General features: G+C 58.7%; 20 protein-coding genes and 2 tRNA genes. 12 read left to right on the top strand and 10 right to left on the bottom strand.

Translation table 11 applies throughout. The features are described 5' to 3' along the window. Positions 1 to 197 precede the first annotated feature (197 nt). Positions 198 to 1,688: an MFS transporter gene (locus NMA58_RS00675; protein ID WP_434711977.1), complete on the bottom strand. Its 1,491-nt coding sequence runs from the start codon at positions 1,686 to 1,688 to the stop codon at positions 198 to 200. 231 nt (positions 1,689 to 1,919) lie between these two features. Then, entirely contained in the window at positions 1,920 to 2,288 is a 369-nt protein-coding gene (locus tag NMA58_RS00680; protein ID WP_434711978.1) for a hypothetical protein, read from the bottom strand. Between the two features lie 205 nt (positions 2,289 to 2,493). Between NMA58_RS00680 and NMA58_RS00685 the strand changes: the two genes are divergently transcribed. After that, positions 2,494 to 3,630 (top strand): acyltransferase family protein, encoded by a 1,137-nt coding sequence (locus NMA58_RS00685; RefSeq protein WP_434713472.1) that lies wholly within the window; start codon positions 2,494 to 2,496, stop codon positions 3,628 to 3,630. A gap of 130 nt (positions 3,631 to 3,760) precedes the next feature. On the opposite strand, the gene NMA58_RS00690 is transcribed toward NMA58_RS00685, so the two are convergent. Beyond that, a complete protein-coding gene (locus NMA58_RS00690; protein WP_434711979.1) occupies positions 3,761 to 4,234 on the bottom strand; it encodes a hypothetical protein in 474 nt (157 codons plus the stop codon). A 454-nt stretch (positions 4,235 to 4,688) separates the two neighbouring features. Beyond that, a complete protein-coding gene (locus tag NMA58_RS00695; protein ID WP_434711980.1) occupies positions 4,689 to 5,012 on the bottom strand; it encodes a hypothetical protein in 324 nt (107 codons plus the stop codon). A 339-nt stretch (positions 5,013 to 5,351) separates the two neighbouring features. Between NMA58_RS00695 and NMA58_RS00700 the strand changes: the two genes are divergently transcribed. Beyond that, positions 5,352 to 5,879 (top strand): hypothetical protein, encoded by a 528-nt coding sequence (locus NMA58_RS00700; RefSeq protein WP_434711981.1) that lies wholly within the window; start codon positions 5,352 to 5,354, stop codon positions 5,877 to 5,879. Between the two features lie 198 nt (positions 5,880 to 6,077). On the opposite strand, the gene NMA58_RS00705 is transcribed toward NMA58_RS00700, so the two are convergent. After that, a tRNA-Thr gene (locus tag NMA58_RS00705) sits at positions 6,078 to 6,146 on the bottom strand. Positions 6,147 to 6,307: 161 nt separating this feature from the next. Between NMA58_RS00705 and NMA58_RS00710 the strand changes: the two genes are divergently transcribed. From NMA58_RS00710 to NMA58_RS00750, 9 genes are all read left to right on the top strand, one after another. Beyond that, a complete protein-coding gene (locus NMA58_RS00710; RefSeq protein WP_434711982.1) occupies positions 6,308 to 7,588 on the top strand; it encodes a tyrosine-type recombinase/integrase in 1,281 nt (426 codons plus the stop codon). Between the two features lie 250 nt (positions 7,589 to 7,838). Continuing rightward, on the top strand, positions 7,839 to 8,081 hold the full coding sequence (locus tag NMA58_RS00715) for a helix-turn-helix domain-containing protein (protein WP_434711983.1): 243 nt from the start codon (positions 7,839 to 7,841) through the stop codon (positions 8,079 to 8,081). Positions 8,082 to 8,205: 124 nt separating this feature from the next. Next, complete coding sequence (locus tag NMA58_RS00720) at positions 8,206 to 8,514, top strand: hypothetical protein (protein ID WP_434711984.1); 309 nt, start codon at positions 8,206 to 8,208, stop codon at positions 8,512 to 8,514. Then, entirely contained in the window at positions 8,514 to 9,668 is a 1,155-nt protein-coding gene (locus NMA58_RS00725) for an AAA family ATPase (RefSeq protein WP_434711985.1), read from the top strand. The genes NMA58_RS00720 and NMA58_RS00725 overlap by 1 nt, the downstream gene beginning before the upstream one ends. A gap of 201 nt (positions 9,669 to 9,869) precedes the next feature. Next, complete coding sequence (locus NMA58_RS00730) at positions 9,870 to 10,130, top strand: hypothetical protein (protein ID WP_434711986.1); 261 nt, start codon at positions 9,870 to 9,872, stop codon at positions 10,128 to 10,130. A 66-nt stretch (positions 10,131 to 10,196) separates the two neighbouring features. Beyond that, complete coding sequence (locus tag NMA58_RS00735) at positions 10,197 to 10,481, top strand: hypothetical protein (protein WP_434711987.1); 285 nt, start codon at positions 10,197 to 10,199, stop codon at positions 10,479 to 10,481. An 86-nt stretch (positions 10,482 to 10,567) separates the two neighbouring features. Continuing rightward, positions 10,568 to 11,593 (top strand): phage major capsid protein, encoded by a 1,026-nt coding sequence (locus NMA58_RS00740; RefSeq protein WP_434711988.1) that lies wholly within the window; start codon positions 10,568 to 10,570, stop codon positions 11,591 to 11,593. 14 nt (positions 11,594 to 11,607) lie between these two features. After that, a complete protein-coding gene (locus NMA58_RS00745) occupies positions 11,608 to 11,805 on the top strand; it encodes a hypothetical protein (protein ID WP_434711989.1) in 198 nt (65 codons plus the stop codon). Then, positions 11,802 to 12,002 (top strand): hypothetical protein, encoded by a 201-nt coding sequence (locus tag NMA58_RS00750; protein WP_434711990.1) that lies wholly within the window; start codon positions 11,802 to 11,804, stop codon positions 12,000 to 12,002. Before NMA58_RS00745 ends, NMA58_RS00750 begins: the two co-directional genes overlap by 4 nt. A 61-nt stretch (positions 12,003 to 12,063) precedes the next feature. On the opposite strand, the gene NMA58_RS00755 is transcribed toward NMA58_RS00750, so the two are convergent. Continuing rightward, positions 12,064 to 12,240 carry a hypothetical protein gene (locus NMA58_RS00755; RefSeq protein WP_434711991.1) on the bottom strand — a complete coding sequence of 59 codons (177 nt, stop codon included), beginning with the start codon at positions 12,238 to 12,240 and terminating at the stop codon, positions 12,064 to 12,066. A gap of 786 nt (positions 12,241 to 13,026) precedes the next feature. Between NMA58_RS00755 and NMA58_RS00760 the strand changes: the two genes are divergently transcribed. Next, complete coding sequence (locus tag NMA58_RS00760) at positions 13,027 to 13,230, top strand: DUF3800 domain-containing protein (protein ID WP_434713473.1); 204 nt, start codon at positions 13,027 to 13,029, stop codon at positions 13,228 to 13,230. A 462-nt stretch (positions 13,231 to 13,692) separates the two neighbouring features. On the opposite strand, the gene NMA58_RS00765 is transcribed toward NMA58_RS00760, so the two are convergent. From NMA58_RS00765 to NMA58_RS00780, 4 genes are all read right to left on the bottom strand, one after another. Then, positions 13,693 to 14,274 carry a hypothetical protein gene (locus tag NMA58_RS00765; protein WP_434711992.1) on the bottom strand — a complete coding sequence of 194 codons (582 nt, stop codon included), beginning with the start codon at positions 14,272 to 14,274 and terminating at the stop codon, positions 13,693 to 13,695. Between the two features lie 94 nt (positions 14,275 to 14,368). Continuing rightward, complete coding sequence (locus NMA58_RS00770; protein WP_434711993.1) at positions 14,369 to 15,025, bottom strand: hypothetical protein; 657 nt, start codon at positions 15,023 to 15,025, stop codon at positions 14,369 to 14,371. 277 nt (positions 15,026 to 15,302) lie between these two features. After that, positions 15,303 to 15,830 carry a hypothetical protein gene (locus NMA58_RS00775; protein WP_434711994.1) on the bottom strand — a complete coding sequence of 176 codons (528 nt, stop codon included), beginning with the start codon at positions 15,828 to 15,830 and terminating at the stop codon, positions 15,303 to 15,305. A gap of 127 nt (positions 15,831 to 15,957) precedes the next feature. Next, positions 15,958 to 16,033 (bottom strand) — tRNA-Thr (locus tag NMA58_RS00780). Positions 16,034 to 16,069 lie beyond the last annotated feature (36 nt).

Raw genomic sequence — 16,069 nt, forward strand, 5'->3', positions numbered from 1 at the left:
TTTCGCACTTGCGGGGATACCCGCGACGTCATCCTCGGCCTTGTGCCGAGGATCTGCGCACGTCGAATAAGTATCTGAAAATTAAATCGTTTCCTGTAAAATAACTGCGGTGCTTAGATGCTCGGCACAAGGCCGGGCATGACGGAGGAAACGTTTTCAGCAAAATTGCCAGACGCTCCCCGTCAGGAGCAACCGTGTCAATGCGAGGCTGCCTCGCCTGCCACCGCCGGCTCTTCGCGCGTCTTGCGGTGGCCGACGGGGATCAGCCAGGTGGTGAAGAAGGTCAGCGCCGCGACGACGACCACGCCCCAGAAGCTCCAGTGCAGGGCTGCGTCGAAAATGCTGCGGATCGCCGGATCGGCAGCGAGCGCCGAGAGGCCGGTCGGCTGGTTCAGCACCTTATGAAGGGCGGCCGCCGTTTCGCCGCTCGCATAATGGCTGATGCCGGCATTGAGAATGGCGCCGAGGACCGTGGCTCCGAGCGTATTACCGAGGCTGCGGGCGAAGATGATCGAAGCCGTGGCGCTGCCGCGCATCGACCATTCGACGCTGTCCTGCACCAGCACGATGCTCGTCAGGCTGATCAGGCCCATGCCGAAGCCCATGAAGAAGGAGCCGGCGCCGGCAAGAACCGGCGAGCTTTCGGGCGTCAGGAACAACAGGAAGCAGGCGCCGAACGGAAACAGCAGGCTGCCGACGCGCAGTGTGCGGCGAATGCCGAAGGCCCTGTAGAAGCGGCTGGAGAGCATTACCGCCAGCGGCCAGCCGACGATGAGCATGGTGAGCGTGAAGCCGGCGACAATGGGGGTGCGGCCGAGCACGCCCTGCACATAGATCGGCAGGATGGTGGAAAGGCCGATCAGCGCCATGCCGGCAAGCAGCGTGGCGGCATTGCTGGTCGCGATCAGCCGGCGGCTCCAGAGGGCGATCGAAATGATCGGCTCCGGCGCCCGCCTCTCCTGGGCGAGGAAGAAGAGCCCCGCGACGACGAAGACGGCGAAGAGCGACAGCAGGATCCAAGCGCTCGCTTCGGTTTCCGTCAGCATGACGAGGAGGGCGACGATCGAAATCGAAAACAGCACCGATCCGAGATAATCGATCCTCGCCTGCTTGTGCGCGACGTCCTCCTTCAGGAAGATCATGAAGGCGGTGATCGAGACGATGCCGATCGGCAGGTTGATCCAGAAGATCCAGGCCCAGGAGAAGGTGTCGACGATGATGCCGCCGGCAAGCGGTCCGACGACGGCCGATGTCGCCCAGACGGTCGCCATCGCGCCCTGCACGCGGCCGCGTTCCTCAAGCTTGAAGAGGTCGCCGATGATGGTCATAGTCACCGGTTGGATCGCGCCGGCGCCGAGCCCCTGCAGCAGCCGGAACAGCACCAGCGACATCATCGACCAGGCAAAGCCGCAGAGCAGAGAGCCGGCGAGGAAGATCAGGATGCCGCCGATCAGCACCGGCTTGCGTCCGAAAATATCGGAAAGCTTGCCGTAGATGACCGTCGTCGTCGACTGCGCCAGCAGGAAGGCCGAAAAAACCCAGCTGTAATAGGAAAAGCCGCCGAGCTGCCCGACTATGCGCGGCATAGCCGTCGCCACGATCGTCGCCTCGATGGCAACCATGAATGTCGCCACCATGATGGTCGCGACGACAAGCACGCGGTTCGAGCGATGCGCTGCATTCGACATGACGATCCTCTTCGGGTGCTCCGCAGGGCCGGAAAAATCGGCAGGCTGGCTGGATGTGGGACGACGCGCCGTTTGCGGAGGGATGCTGTTCTTTTACGACCTCACGCGGGGCCGGTAAAGCAGTTCTCGCCGCAGCCATCGTTTTTGCGTGCCATCAGGGCGGCAGCCGAAGGCCCGGCGCCGTTCCGCACCGGGCCTTCACTCCGTCGGGAGGCGAGCCGTCGCCCGTCCTCACTGCTGGCAGGCTTCGCTGAGCGAACCGGTCCCTGCGGTGCAGCCCGGCACCTGCTGCAGATCCGGATTGACGCCGCCCGGATTGATCGTGCTGCGGCCGCTGTTGAGATCGAGGCCGCCATTGCCGGTGGTGCTGCCGGTCGTGCCGGGATCGGTGCCGACGGACCCCGTGCCCGCCGACCCGGTGCCGACGGAGCCGGTGCCGGCCGATCCCGTGCCCGAACTGCCTGATCCGCCGATGACAGGCGCCACCGAGAGCCGGCCGCTGGAATTCGCCCCACCCGCGGTCTGGGCCAGAGCCGAGCCGGCAAGACCGATCGAAAGGAGGGATATCGTAATGAGTTTGCAGGACATGGTCTTCTCCATCCTTGTAGTCTCAAGGGAGAAACCTGCTCGGGAGCGGCATGTTCCGTCCGGATATTCCGCAGTCGAAGGCCTGACGCCAACGGTTCTTCATCGGTGGTCAACCCGCACAAGTTGTGCCACAGCTCACAAAAATCCGTTTAACACTATCCGGTTGCCGTCGAAGATGCTAACCCTGCCCGCGGATACGAATGAACAGGAGTATCTCATGGACGCGATGAAGGGCGGCAGACGCATTGAATGTCTGGATGGCTTGCGTGGTTTGGCAGCGCTATGGGTGCTGATCGGCCATGCGCATATCCTGACGGGCTTCAAGGTGCCTGTTATCGGAGATCCGGAGCTGGGGGTCGACCTGTTCATCATGCTCTCGGGCTTCCTGATGGTGTTCCACTATCAGCGACGCAAGGCCAGAGAGCCATGGGAGAGCCCGCAAACATGGGCGGTCTTCTGGGCTCGTCGCTTCTTCCGCATCGCACCGCTCTATTACGTCATGCTGGTGATTGCTCTCGTTGTCGGACCCGAGATTTATCAGGCTCGAATGGTCATCGATGCTTTCAATGGCAATCCGCCGCAAGCCGCATCGCGCTATCTGGACGACAGCCTGACCAACTACGTGATGCATCTCTCCTTCCTGTTCGGCTTGTCGCCGGCCCATGCTTTCCGCACCGCGCTTCCCGATTGGAGCATCGGCCTGGAAATGCAGTTTTATGCGGCCTTGCCCTTCATCATGATCGTTCTCGGGCGGTTGGGTTGGCTAAAGGGCATGCTCGTCACCGTCGGCTTGGCCGTCATCGCCGCCTGGGTGGTCCATCACCTGGGCTTTCGCTTCCCAATGCCGTCATTCCTGCCGATGAAAATGCACATCTTCGCCGCCGGCATGCTGCTGGCGGGTGCACTATGGATGCCGCAGGGCAGAGCTTACCTGGCTTTCGCGATTTCGGCTTTGCTGGTCCTTATCCCTCTGGGCGGCGACGTGACCGTGCTGCACGAAACTGTGCGCGTGGGGATCGTGGTGCTGTTCTTTGTCCTGGTGCACGCCGATCGTTTTCCGGGTTCCGCCGGCCATTGTTCGCGCTCGGTCAATTCCGTGCTCGGCAACAGCTTCTTCCGAAACCTCGGGGAACTTTCCTTCGGGGCCTATCTCATTCACCTGCTCATCATGCAGCCGGTCATCGCCTGGCTGATCGGAAATACCGACCTCAGCAATCCCGCTCGCTGGCTAATGACGCTGATCGTCACCATCCCGATCGTCTATGTCTTGTCCTTTATGGGCTACAAGTTCATTGAGTTGCCCGGCCAGACGGTTGGCCGGCGCCTGACACAGCCGAGGCAGGTGGCGACCTAGAGCCGCCGGCGCGATCATCAACGGATGGGTTGCTCCACCGCGCCTCCAGCGGCTGCGCCGCTATACCGGCCAAAACTACGGGTCGAGGAGCAAATGCGAATCCGTCGGCAGTGCCGAAGCGGCCATCCTGTCACTCGCCATCGATCATTTTAAACTTTCGTGCCGCCTGAGGGCAGAGCATCGTGAACTGCTCGATCAGCGGCGGCATGCCTGAGGCGCACGACACATCTGCATCCTCCGGTAATGGAAAAGTGACGCGCAGCGGTTCTCCGCCAGGAGGAAAGAAGGACAGGGTGCCCTTGCAGCAATTGGCGGTGGAACGGTAAGTGTCTTTCCCATTTTCTTTCATGTACATCGCCACGCACTGCTCTACGGTCAGTTTCCCTCCGTGTGCGGTCGTCTCGCCTCCCGGATCTCGCTCGCAATATTCCTGGAAGTTGGCCTGATTGACGTTCCCTTCCATGACTGCGGTGCTTGAATTGGTGCCGGTCCTGCTGACAAGCGTTCCGTTCCATCCAGCACATGAAGCGAGCGGGAAATCCTTCGCCTGGGCCGGGGACATGGTAAAGGTGAAAAGAACGATACTCAGAAGCGATATCCTCATAAATCCTCCTTGAGCGATTTCCAGCAAATGTGTGGAGCGGTTTTGCGTCCGGAATTGCGCAAAAATAAAACGATATTTTCATGATTCGAGAAAAACGGAAATGCTCTAATTGCCAAGCCTATTCTCGTTTGATCGCATGCAGATGAAAGCCTGGCCTTGCGTGAAGAAGTACTCAAGCCGTTGAAGCTTTGAGTGAGCCGTCTTGGCGTATGGCTTGCCAAGTCGTTCGGCACGGGCGGCTTCGGCAATTTTTCGGCCGTAGGACACCAGGACTTCGACCGGGTTCTCGCCGGCGCTGATGGATATCAAGGCCGCGGCCACCGTGAAACGTCAGCGGGGAATTTGGAATAGTTACAATTGTTCAATGAATAAAAGGACACGGCGCCGTCTATTTTGTTGGCCGAAAGTTCCCACTCAAACGTATCTTGGCCGCCCAGACCACCTATCAAAGCCATCATGCTAAGCTCCCATAACCTATCCGGAGGGGGAACGGAAAACCATACAATGTCGCCTTCTTGCCGGCGAAGGTGCCTTTGATGACCCTTTTAATCTCCAGATCGATCCGTATCATTCGATCCGGATAGTCCGGAGGCAACAGCAGGCCGGACTCTCCGATCGAGAACGATATCACGCGTGCCTCAACCACGAGCTTGGCCTTCGCAAACGTGTTGTCACGACATGGAGGCGTAGCGGCTGCCACACCTGGGAAGGAAAGCATCAGCGCAAGAATTATCCGTATGCATGGTCGCAGATATGAGTATGCAAGCATCTTCGGCATCGGTACCCCCATGGTCTAGCCGGTGCCTATTTCAGAAGGATTGTGTGAGACTTAAATGTGCTACCGCCCAACAGCAATCACGTGTCTACGTCGAGGAAGTGGGAACCGGCTTCAACGAGCGTGGGAAAAAGCTATGACCTCTGAATAGAAAAGATTCTGGGAGCGCTTGCGTGGAGGTGTGACAAGCATGAGCCGAGATAACGGCTTGCCGGACCACAAGGCTATGCATGCCTGAAAATTCAGGGGGGCTCCTGGACCGTGGAGAGTTGCTTCTTTTAGATGAAGCGCAATGCATCGTAGCTTTGTCTTCGGCAGGAGTGCCAGGTAGGTTTTAGATTGTTGAGATTGCTTATTTTACGATGGGAGTTCCCTCTGCTTCCATCGCTGTTCGCGCTGGCGTCGCATTTCGTCATTGTTTTTCAAGAGTTCTATAAACCTGGCCCAAAAAGCTGGGAGACGTCACTGCTTTGCGTCCCTATTTTTGCTTATATCTGGGCGAATGTTTTCTCGATCCTGGTAGATCAGACGCCCGCTTCAATGCTGTCGGCCTCGCTGGCGACGGCCCTTCCGTGCGCCTGTTTAGCAATCTATTTCTTCTACTCACGCCAGATTAAACGCAAACCTGACCCACAGGTTTCAACCGCCAAGGCGTTAGGCATTGCGCTTTCAGGTCTGGCTCTCGTTGCGCTCGCTGCCTATGGCATGGGTCAGATCACGACATGTACCAACGCGAAGTGCCGAGGCGCGACCGAGTTATTTGGCAATTTTAGATTTAGCTCGTTTTATATGATTTGCCTTTGGGGCGGCTGGATCAGCATGTGTTCTTTTCTTATTCTTCATGAAGTTTTGAGGCGGTTCAAAAGATAACGGGGTTATACCTGCGCCGCCGCTTTCCGGATCGGGACCCAGCGAGTCTATTGATGACCGAGGATGATTATGAGGTTCTGAGATCTTACCCGCAAGCAGGCGGGCTCCGCCGCAAGGGCTGCACCCTCGACTGGAACAGCGTCGAAGCAATACCCTACTTTGGCGCACTGCCTCTGCAACATCAAATCTGAAAAGAACTGGTGCCGCTTACGTGACTCGAACACGTGACCCCATCATTACGAATAACGTGTCAGCCCCAAAAACAGCGTAACGCTCCCTAACATCATTCCGGCCAAATCTGGAAAAAACATATATTAGACAACAAGTTAACATATAAGAATTTAACATTAGCTATCACTCTAAAACACCTCTATAATTTTCCCCCAGCTTTCCCCCGGACGTTCCGGGGAAAATTTTGGGGGTGGAGAATGACAAAAGCGAAGAGCGCATTTACGGCAAAGTGGGTCGAGGCCGTCGCGGCAACCGACAAGCGACAGGAGATTGCCGATCCGAGCCTGAAGGGGTTCTACCTCGTTGTCCAACCGCGTCCGGGCGGGGCGAAGAGCTGGGCCGTCAGATATAAGGGCCATCCGAAGTTTACGATCGGGAGCGTCGCCGCTTGGAAACTCGGAGACGCGAGGAAGGAGGCCGGCCGAATTATGCGGGCCTACGACGAGGGCCGCGATCCGCGCGCCGAGAAGAAAGAACTGCTCTCCGATGACAATCTGATTGAAAACGTGCTCGCCGAATTTGTGAAGCGGCACGTCAAGCGCAAGAACCGCGACAGCACGGCACAGGCGCAACAGCGCTACATCGACAAGGAACTGATACCACGTTGGAAGGGGAAGCACGTTGCGGCTATCCGCCGGCGCGATATCGTCACCATGCTGGATGACGTTGTTGAAAGCGGTCGGCCTCAGGCGGCGGTACGCCTGCTAGCGCTCACGCGCAAGTTCTTCAATTGGGCCGTCGGCACCGGCTGGCTGGATGCCTCACCCTGTGCCGGCATTCCAATTCCGGCGCCGCTGGTCAAGCGCAAGCGCGTGCTTTCCGATTTCGAGTTACGGCTGGTGTGGAAGGGTGCCGAGGCAATCGGCTGGCCGTTTGGTCCATTGGTGCAACTGCTCATGTTAACTGGGCAGCGCCGCGAGGAGGTCGCCGCCGCGAGCTGGTCGGAATTCAGTTTGACCGGCCGGGAGCCGTTCTGGACCATCCCAGCGGGAAGGGCGAAGAACGGTAATGAGCAACAGGTCGCTTTGGCGCCGACGGCGATCTCCATTTTGAACAACCTGCCTAGCATCCAGGGCGGGGGAGATTTTATCCTTTCGACCACCGGCGACACCAGCATTTCGGGATATTCACGGGGCAAGCGACGTCTCGACGAGAAGATCATGGAAATCGCCTGGAACGAGGCCAGGGAAAGGGGTGATCCCGAGGAGGTGAAGCTGGAGCCTTTCACGTTACATGATCTGAGGCGCACCCTTGCCACACGGCTTGGTGACCTTGGTGTTGCACCGCATACCGTGGAGGCGATTCTCAATCACGCCCGCGTCGGCGTCGCGGCGCACTACAATCATGCACGCTATGAAAGGGAAAAGCGCGAAGCCCTGATCCTGTGGGAAAGGCATATCAAAACGATTATTGCCGCCGAACCAGGTTCGAACGTCATTTCATTCGGCAAGTTAACCTTGCGGGAGACCGGCGAATAGAATCGCTCATTCCCTTGAGGTTAGGCATGCTGGTGAGTCGCATGCGCAAGCTTTGCTTGTCAAAAAAGTGAAGAGGTGAGCGTATACCGCAAGTTTTACTTGCAGGTAAATAAAATTATCTGGTGTAAATACTGTTTGCATTGAGCGCAGATGTTTGCCTTTGATGTTGTTTGATTTGGTTTGGTAGCGGGCGTGGAGGGTCGCCTGAAGTGCCAGCCGAAGAAGTTTCAACCGACAAGGAGGCACGCCCATGGGGACGAAATTTTTGACCCAGGCGCAAGTTAGGGAGCGCTACGGCAACGTCAGCAACATGACAATCTGGAGATGGATTCGGGCCGGACGAATCAAGCCACCAGCACTGTACGGCAACAGGAACTATTTTGAAGAGGCCGAGCTTGATGAGGCTGATCGCCGGGCAAAAGCCGAGTACCGGCGCGCGCAGGCAGAACCGCCGAAGCACACGCCGCCGCATCTCCAAAACAGTTCGAAATGAGCCCCGCCGCATCGGACGCAGCAAGGGCTCGATTATCGAGAACTCTCAAGGGATGAGAGACTTTCAAATAAACCGAGCTACGTTCAACGTCAAACAGGCGGCGGCTTTCCATGTGGAGAGCGCCATGATGAACCGACCACCCGGCATTTCGAGAGCCAGCAGCAGCCGGCCCCATGTGCGTACGAACTCCGAGCACCAGCGGTTCGAGCGTGTCCGCCGGCACAAACGCTTGCTGGCGATCATCACCGCGTCGGCCGCCCAATTTGAACGTGAAGTTCAATCGAGGCGCCGACTGCTCTTAGGACTCGAACCGCCGGCGCCAATCGATCCGCTAATTATTGAAATTGAAAAACAGTGGGCGAGGCTCTACCTCGATTATCGCCGATACCGGAAGGCAGTTCCCTATCCGGGCGAGCGCGGGGGATGGGGCTGATGGACGGCGGCTCCCCCGGTAAAGTCGCGGATGTATATCTCGAAGGTATCCGCGCCTCGTCCTTCGCCGGCCGTGCGATTCCGGCCCGGAAATTTGTCGACGGCTTCGATTTCTTTCCGGCCGGCGAACTTTCCTTCCTCAGCGGCCCCGGCGGCGGCGGCAAGACGACGGTGGCCCTGCAACTCGCTGCCGCCGTTGCGATGCCGATCGCAGCCTGTCCTCAAACTCATTGGCTCGGTGCGCCGGTCGGCGTTCGCGGTCCGGTGCTGTTCGTCTCGTGCGAAGACGACGAATTCGAATGCCAGCGCCGCCTGGAAGCCGCTTCCGCCGCAGAGGCGTTTGATCTTCGAGACCTTCGCGATTTGCGGATTTACGATCTGTCGGCGCGGCTGGATAAAGCGATGCTTGTTAGCCCGCAGCGGCACCGGCTTGTGAGAACCCCGATCTTCAACGCGTTTGAAGAGCAGATTGCCCAAATCCGGCCGGCGCTCGTGATCATCGACAACCGGGCGCAAGCCATCGTCTGCGACGAGATTGACCGCTCCCTCGCGACCCGCGCCTCGAATATCTTCGGCCATCTCGCCAAGCTCTACGACAGCGCGATCGTGATTTTGAGCCACCCGTCAGTGGCCGGCATTGCTAACAAAACGGGCGCATCCGGCAGCACAGCATGGACGAATACCGGGCGCTCCACGGTCTATATGCGCCGCCCCGACGACGCCGATGATGAAGGCAAGGGCGACGGTGTCGATGATGGCCGGCGCGTGCTGATCTCGCAGAAGAGCAACTACGGCCCGACCGGACGGCGCGTGAATATGGTTTGGGATTGCGGCGCTTATCGTTGCACCGACAAGCCGGAACGGGCGGGGTCGGACATCGGCAAGGCGGATCAAGCCGAGCGCGTTTTCATGAAGCTCATGGCGATTTTCCAGCAGCGCGGAATTGATCTGTCTGCCAACCCGAAAAGCGGCGGCAGCTACGCGCCGAACCTCTTTTTCACTGACGCCCGCGAGGGGTTGACCAAGCCCCAACTGGTCAAGGCGATGCATGGACTGATCGACAAACGCGCCATTTCGATTGTCGAAATTGGCCCGCCAAGCCGCGCAAAAAAGGTGCTGAAACTGACCGGAGAAGCCGATGCGTCAAAAAGTTAAGTCATTGATTTTGTTGGTGCTGCCACACACAAAATTGCTTGTGCGGCACTACCCCTTAAGTCGCTGTTTTTATTAAGGAAACGCCGTGTGCTGCACACACCCTTATTACTACGTAATAAACCCCCGCCTCGCGGGCGGGGTTCAGTTACGTAAGAGACGGCAATGCCGGAGCCGCGATCCCGGCCGAAGAGGAGAAGGAAAATGACGCCAAGTGAAGCCTTACAGCTTGTTTCGTCCCGCCTGGGTAAACCAACGGTCGATCGTACCGACGCCGTCGTCGCCGAGATCGAGCATCTTCAAATGAGGAGCCCGGACAGTAGCGTGATAGGCATGTTGCCCGGCCTGTTGGAGGCGTTCGACGACTTAACGCTGGCGGAATTTGCCGGTGCGACGCGCGCTTACGGGAGGCGCATGCTCAACGAAGCTGATGCGATGGACGAAATCGCCCGGAGCCTGAATTAGTCACAGCAAGAGATCGCCGCCCGGTCTTTAACCGTCTGGGCGGCAATCCCCTAAGGAGGAGCGAGCATGACGGGCGACGATGCGCTTGCCTTAATCGACCGTGCTATCCTGGCCTTGCAGGCACTGCGGGAGAAAATGGCCGTCGCGGGATCGGAACCGGAGCCGGCGCCCGACGTCACCGACGACGATTTCGCGGCCGGCAATCTGATCGAACTGCCGCTCGCCGCTCAACGCTTTGAAGTCTCAAAGGACAAGCTCCGACGATGGTGCCGCAACGACGGCATCGGCGTTTCGCACGGCGGCCGATGGATGGTCTCAATCCCACGACTTCGTCGGCATATCGGCCGGTGACCGTGCGCGTTTTGCGCGTTTTAGGGGGTTGGTGATGCGCGTTTACTCCGGCACCTTGGCACAAACGCCAAGGAGTTTAGACCATCATGCAGAACCCTCACGCCGAGTACGCCGGCACGCTCTTGGCTCTCGTCCGCGCCCTCGCCATTGCCGAGAAGACGGGTGAAACCACATCCGACATCGCTGACCGACTGCGCATACCGGCACCAGCCCAAAGAATTTTGAAAGCGGCGGTCGGCGCCGGCACGTTGGCCGATCCCTCATGGGCCGGGCAGTTGGCCGACATGCAAGCCGCGAGTTCCGCCTTCTTGCAAGCGCTGGGCGGCCGGTCAGCCTTCGCCTCTCTCCTCGACCAAGCCGTTCTCACGCGCGCGCCAATTCGGTCCCGCGTCGGCGCGTTCTCCGAGGGCGTGATCGCTGATGTGACCGGCGATGGTGAAGCCCGGCCTGTCTCGCGCATGACGCTCAATGGCGATCAGCTCCAGCCGCAACAGGCCGACGCGATCATTGTCTTGTCCAGGGAAATCATCGAGAACTCGTCGGCCGCCGCCCAGGCGTTTTTGAGCCGGCAGCTCCGCCGTGCGGTCGCAAAAGCGCTCGACGTCGGCGCCCTCAGCACGCTCATCACATCCACCACACCGTCGTTCGCCGCCACCGACAATCATGCCGCCGACCTGAAGCGGCTGTTGGACGCGGTCAACAGCGGGGAAGGCCGGCTCTGCTGGATCGCCTCGCCCGATACCGCGAACAGCATTGCCTTGCTCAATGACGGCCGAGGAAGCGCCTCACCGGAAGGCGTTTCGGAGTTCTTGAACTTGCCTTTCGCCGTCTCGGCCGGCGTCAGCCCCGGCACGCTCATTCTCCTCGACGGCGACCGCATCCTCGCGGACATCGAGAGCCTCGGGATCGACATTTCACGCCATGCCGCCCTCGAAATGAACGATGCTCCGACGAATAGCGCGGTCACGCCGACAGCCACGAACCTTGTCAGCTTGTGGCAAACCAACGCCGTGGCGATCAAAGTGAGCGCCCTGTTCGGTGTCGCTGCCGGCACGCCTGATGCGATTGCCGTCCTGACGGGTGTCGAGTGGCCCCCGGTAGTCTCGGGCTGAGGAGGGTCATGCAGATGAAGACCTTTGATGGAGAGGCTTTCGGCAAGGAAGTCGTCGCTATCGTGACGGATTATCTCGAACGGACCCTGTCTCCCATGGCCGCTCGGATCGAGCAGTTGGAAAGCCGCATCACGCTTCTTGAAGCTCAGGCCGGCACGACAAAGAGCCGGCCGGTTGTCCGTATCGCGGCACGCTCGGGGCCGGCAGCATGATGACGGTCGATGAGGTCGAGCAGATCGATGTTACGCTTTGCGAAAGCGGCAGGAATGTCGGCTTTTACGCTTGGGGAGCCGACGATGAAACGATCTTCTGGTCGATCCCGTTGCCCATGATGGTCGAGGAGGACGCCTTCGAGGACTTGTCGGTGGAATGGCGCCAATTAGGGTGGTTGCTGCTCAGGCGGCTGTGATACTCGGGGTTTCCGACAGGTTGTGCCCAGAGTTTTTATCCTCCGGGCACAGTAATCGCTGTTAGATCAAAAGCGAAAGCAACTGATCATAATCGCAAAGAAGCCCCTCTTCGACATCTTCACGGTCCAGCGTGTAGAGTGTTGAAGTGGTAGGTTCCGCAAACAGGAAGGATAGCTGGCTCATCCGAGTAACCTCGATAAGGTCATTCTCGCCAACCAGCTTGTATTGGATGATCATTAGGGTCTCCAAAACGTTGAGCATCGGTGAAAGACAAGTGGCGAGCCTGTCCGGCGGTGACGAGCCGCATCTACGCCGTTGGCGTCAGTGCCGACAATAGCAATGCTTCACGGAGTTCGCGAGAGGCCAGACGTGAACAAATTCTAACAGCACCTACCCTCGTTAGGGGGGGGCTGACCAAAGCCAAAATGGCCGCCGTCAAAAGACCCGCGCGCCTCTCATTTGTAGATTTTTTTTCTGGCGGCCAAAACTGCATGATAGGTTTTTCCCGCCCGTAGATGGAAATGGCTAAAACGACCCCCGGACGTCCACCGCATAGCCCTAGTCCAACTGACCGCCGTGCCGTTGAACTGTTGGCTTCTCAGGGAGCGCGGCAGTCCGAAATCTGCTACGTCCTCGGCATTTCCGGGAAAACGCTGAGATTGCGTTACGCGCCGGAGCTACGTCGAGGAGCATCGAAGTTCGAATGCGCGCTTGTGCTGCGGCTCTATGAGCTTGCCGCCGGCCGGGGCGACATCGGTCTCCGGGCGGCCGTTTTCTTGCTTCAATCCCGCTTCGGTTGGTCGCGATATCTGCCGCGCCAGAGCTGATGGCCCGCTGGAGTGGGTTGTCTACGGAGAACGGCTCCAAGGTGCGAACCATGGTTCGTATTTGCCGCCGTAATGGCGACGATGAACGGCTAAGAGATACGGCCCATGGGCCGCATTTTCTGATCCTACCCTTCAAACGAATCGAGGTGAGGCCGACACGTCCTACACCTCAAACTATCCAAATCTCGTCGAGGGACTGTTCCTCGCTCCATCCCACATGAGTGTAGGTGTTCAATTTGCAGATATGGTCGCGGGCGCTATTTGGCGGAGATTCGAGTCAGGCGACGAGACTTGGTTCGACGCGATCAAGCCTGCGTTCAGGACGAGCCCGGATGGCAAAATTGATGGATTCGGGATTTGCAGGTTTCCAAAAGCCGGATGGACGGGTCCGGTGGTGTAAGAAACGAGGACGCCGGGTGGGGCCTTAACCCCATCGTGCAAGGTGACGCACTCCCGGCACGCAATATGTAATCGATTCACCCGTAGCCTTCAAGGAGAAGTCCTCGAAGAGCCCCGATGCCGGCAAAACACGATCTGGATTCGGAGAAGACATCCCGCATTCAGTGCGGGAAGTCACATCTTCACTTAGTGAAGAAGTCTCGCCGGTCAGACCGGCGTGAGCGGTAAGCACGTTGTTTGCACGCGCTAGTGCAGAATTTCGCGTCCGCACGTGTTGGAATGAATGTTTTACCGCACGGACAGACTTCCGGTTTCCGCTGTCTCGTTTTCCGCGCTCTGGCGACGGCATAATAAACAGCGCTCTTACAGGCGTCAGAGCACACGAGATGCTTCGGGGGGCGGTAACGCCTTCCCGCAAAACTCTGCTCATAGAAAACCGGCCGGTTGCAGTGCTCGCATGGCCTCACCGGTTGCCATTTTTTGTAAGCGCCGAAACGACCAAGGCACCTCTCGCATACGTACCCGGTGAACTGCCTGGGAAAACCGAGATAGGAACCGTTGCCGAGGCGCACCCAGTAAGACGGCTCGTCGGCAGCATAGACGCGGCTGCAGCTCTGGCAGTGTGGATTGGCCATGTGTTACGGATAAATGACTTCCCAAAAAAGCACAAGTTTTTATCCGTAACGGTCTCGATGGGGGCCGGCCCCAGCGCATAGCTTGCTTTGCGGGTTAAATGCGCAAGGCTTTCGTATTTGTCGCCATAGCACTCCGGACACCCGCCATAAAGTTCCCGCTTCGACGCGCTCCGATCAGAGCCTGAATGCCCGGCTTCGGCCTTGGCCACCTCGGCAATGGCGGCTGGTTTTAAGTGTGCAAAGCTTGCACACATTTCCTCGTTCAAACTTCTGAATATTTCGATCGCCTGATAAGCCGACCGGCGAGGAATGTTTGGCAATCGGCTTTCAAGCCAGCCTTGGAATCCGCCCTCGTCGCGCCGATACTTGAACAGTTCCTGGGCGCCGGCAACGCGCGATGTTAGGCGCACGGAGCTATTCCCCCGGCCTTGCCGACGAAACGCGCTGGCGGCCCCGTGAGAGGCAAGGCGGAGCATCAGCGCCGCCTTGCCAACCGCTCGGTGATCAGCGCAGTACGAGTTTCCGCAAGAGCCAAGCGGGCAATGCTGTGACCAGTCGCGGGTGAAACTCGGTGTTCGAGACCACGCCGACGACGGTTCTACGCACCGTATCGAGGATGATCGGGCTTCCGCTCATCCCGGCCTTGGCTCGTTCGCTAGTCAAAACCCGCTGGGCGGCAACGGCCAAACCGCAGTAAACCCATCTGTCGTCGAGTGACAACCATGCGCCCATGCGTTCTTGCACCCCGTTCAATGCCGGGTTCTGTTCGAGGGCAATAGGCAAGCCCTCCCGGGCCTCAACGAAAGCGTGATAGGCTTCGGCTTCCTTCCATAAAATGTCGCTGTCTGGTTCGCCAAGCACTGCAACGTCGGCTACCGGATCGGCAAACAGGCATTCCACCGTGATCGATTGCTCATCCCCGAGCGCGCCGACTAGGCGGGGATAGGTCTTCTCCTCGGTCATCATTATGTCTCCGATGGCAGGCGGCATATGCGGTAGGCAATGGGCGCAGGTGATGATGACTGGACTATCGACCGTTTGCGCCAAGAACCCCCGGCCATACCCGACCCGGATCACGGAGTTCTGGGCACATTCGAGCGCCGTCTGACTGAGGGCAGCAGCAAAAACTGACAGTTCTGTGGTGGGGTTATCTTTGGACATACCAAAGCCTCCTCAAGTGTTGAGTTTGAGAGAAGGCAGTGGCCGTCCCCTGATCACGCTCGTCGGGCCGTCCTACCAGTAGCTTTGTGATGCCTCACCGCAACAATCGGAGAGAGGTGTCCCTCACTCTCGACGCCCCGGCGCCTCGGATCAGGTCGGCGCCGGAACTCGGTCCGCATCTTGAGACCTGTCGACATGATGCCACGGCAACCAAAACTTGCCAACCCATCGAATACAGGGAGAAGGTGCCCGGAATGCCGCTGATGGGCTCCACGCATCAGCGCCGGGTGGACAGGTTCCAGAATTCGCAGAGCAGATCGAGGTATTCGCGGAGGTCGCGGGCGGCTTTCAGCTTGGTCCGCTTGCTGCTACCTGGGCCGACGATCTCACCGAGAGAATAGCCCTCGCCACAAATCCGCGACACCAGCCAGTACCCGTTCTCGCCAAGCAGAGGTCGAACCCGACGAAGCTCCTCGGCCGCAAGCATCTGCCGGTGACCGATCGGGTCCGCAATACCGCCGCCATCTACCGGCTCGCGACCGTAGTCGATCGCCCGCGTGCTCCGGCACATCGCTTCCCACAAGGCGCGGAACCTCGTCGCTGCGGCGAGCTGAGCCGCGTCTATCCGGCCGCGTGAGGCCAACATGGTGATGGCGCTTTCCTTGATGTTGATGATCGCCGGTACGGTACGAGGGTTGCTCGCATCGCCGTCATGCGCATGGGTGTAGTACGGATTCGCGACCGTCACCGCCCGCAAGGAGCGGTGCGGATCGGATGACGGCGTTCTTTTCGAGGTAACGGGCATGGGGGAAGAATGACAGAACGCCGGGGAAACGGAAAGCCGACTTTCCCCCAGATTTTCCCCCAGGACGCTCTATTAGAGGAGACGTTTCACACCTGAAACAATATATGCTTGTTTTTCTTGAAGATTTTGGTGCCGCTTACGTGACTCGAACACGTGACCCCATCATTACGAATGATGTGCTCTACCGACTGAGCTAAAGCGGCATTTGGCGGCCGAAGCGTGCGGCCTGCGATTTGCAT

The organism is Rhizobium sp. YTUHZ045, assembly GCF_051124255.1.
Classification (GTDB): Bacteria; Pseudomonadota; Alphaproteobacteria; order Rhizobiales; family Rhizobiaceae; genus Rhizobium.

Bases quoted from the DNA above. Each gene is read 5' to 3' on its own strand.
- NMA58_RS00725 (WP_434711985.1), top strand. From the start codon at position 8,514: ATGGACGGCGGCTCCCCCGGTAAAGTCGCGGATGTATATCTCGAAGGT.
- NMA58_RS00715 (WP_434711983.1), top strand. From the start codon at position 7,839: ATGGGGACGAAATTTTTGACCCAGGCGCAAGTTAGGGAGCGCTACGGC.
- NMA58_RS00770 (WP_434711993.1), bottom strand. From the start codon at position 15,025: ATGTCCAAAGATAACCCCACCACAGAACTGTCAGTTTTTGCTGCTGCC.
- NMA58_RS00735 (WP_434711987.1), top strand. From the start codon at position 10,197: ATGACGGGCGACGATGCGCTTGCCTTAATCGACCGTGCTATCCTGGCC.
- NMA58_RS00745 (WP_434711989.1), top strand. From the start codon at position 11,608: ATGAAGACCTTTGATGGAGAGGCTTTCGGCAAGGAAGTCGTCGCTATC.
- NMA58_RS00720 (WP_434711984.1), top strand. From the start codon at position 8,206: ATGATGAACCGACCACCCGGCATTTCGAGAGCCAGCAGCAGCCGGCCC.
- NMA58_RS00695 (WP_434711980.1), bottom strand. From the start codon at position 5,012: ATGCCGAAGATGCTTGCATACTCATATCTGCGACCATGCATACGGATA.
- NMA58_RS00685 (WP_434713472.1), top strand. From the start codon at position 2,494: ATGGACGCGATGAAGGGCGGCAGACGCATTGAATGTCTGGATGGCTTG.
- NMA58_RS00710 (WP_434711982.1), top strand. From the start codon at position 6,308: ATGACAAAAGCGAAGAGCGCATTTACGGCAAAGTGGGTCGAGGCCGTC.
- NMA58_RS00740 (WP_434711988.1), top strand. From the start codon at position 10,568: ATGCAGAACCCTCACGCCGAGTACGCCGGCACGCTCTTGGCTCTCGTC.
- NMA58_RS00775 (WP_434711994.1), bottom strand. From the start codon at position 15,830: ATGCCCGTTACCTCGAAAAGAACGCCGTCATCCGATCCGCACCGCTCC.
- NMA58_RS00750 (WP_434711990.1), top strand. From the start codon at position 11,802: ATGATGACGGTCGATGAGGTCGAGCAGATCGATGTTACGCTTTGCGAA.
- NMA58_RS00680 (WP_434711978.1), bottom strand. From the start codon at position 2,288: ATGGAGAAGACCATGTCCTGCAAACTCATTACGATATCCCTCCTTTCG.
- NMA58_RS00690 (WP_434711979.1), bottom strand. From the start codon at position 4,234: ATGAGGATATCGCTTCTGAGTATCGTTCTTTTCACCTTTACCATGTCC.
- NMA58_RS00675 (WP_434711977.1), bottom strand. From the start codon at position 1,688: ATGTCGAATGCAGCGCATCGCTCGAACCGCGTGCTTGTCGTCGCGACC.
- NMA58_RS00755 (WP_434711991.1), bottom strand. From the start codon at position 12,240: ATGATCATCCAATACAAGCTGGTTGGCGAGAATGACCTTATCGAGGTT.
- NMA58_RS00730 (WP_434711986.1), top strand. From the start codon at position 9,870: ATGACGCCAAGTGAAGCCTTACAGCTTGTTTCGTCCCGCCTGGGTAAA.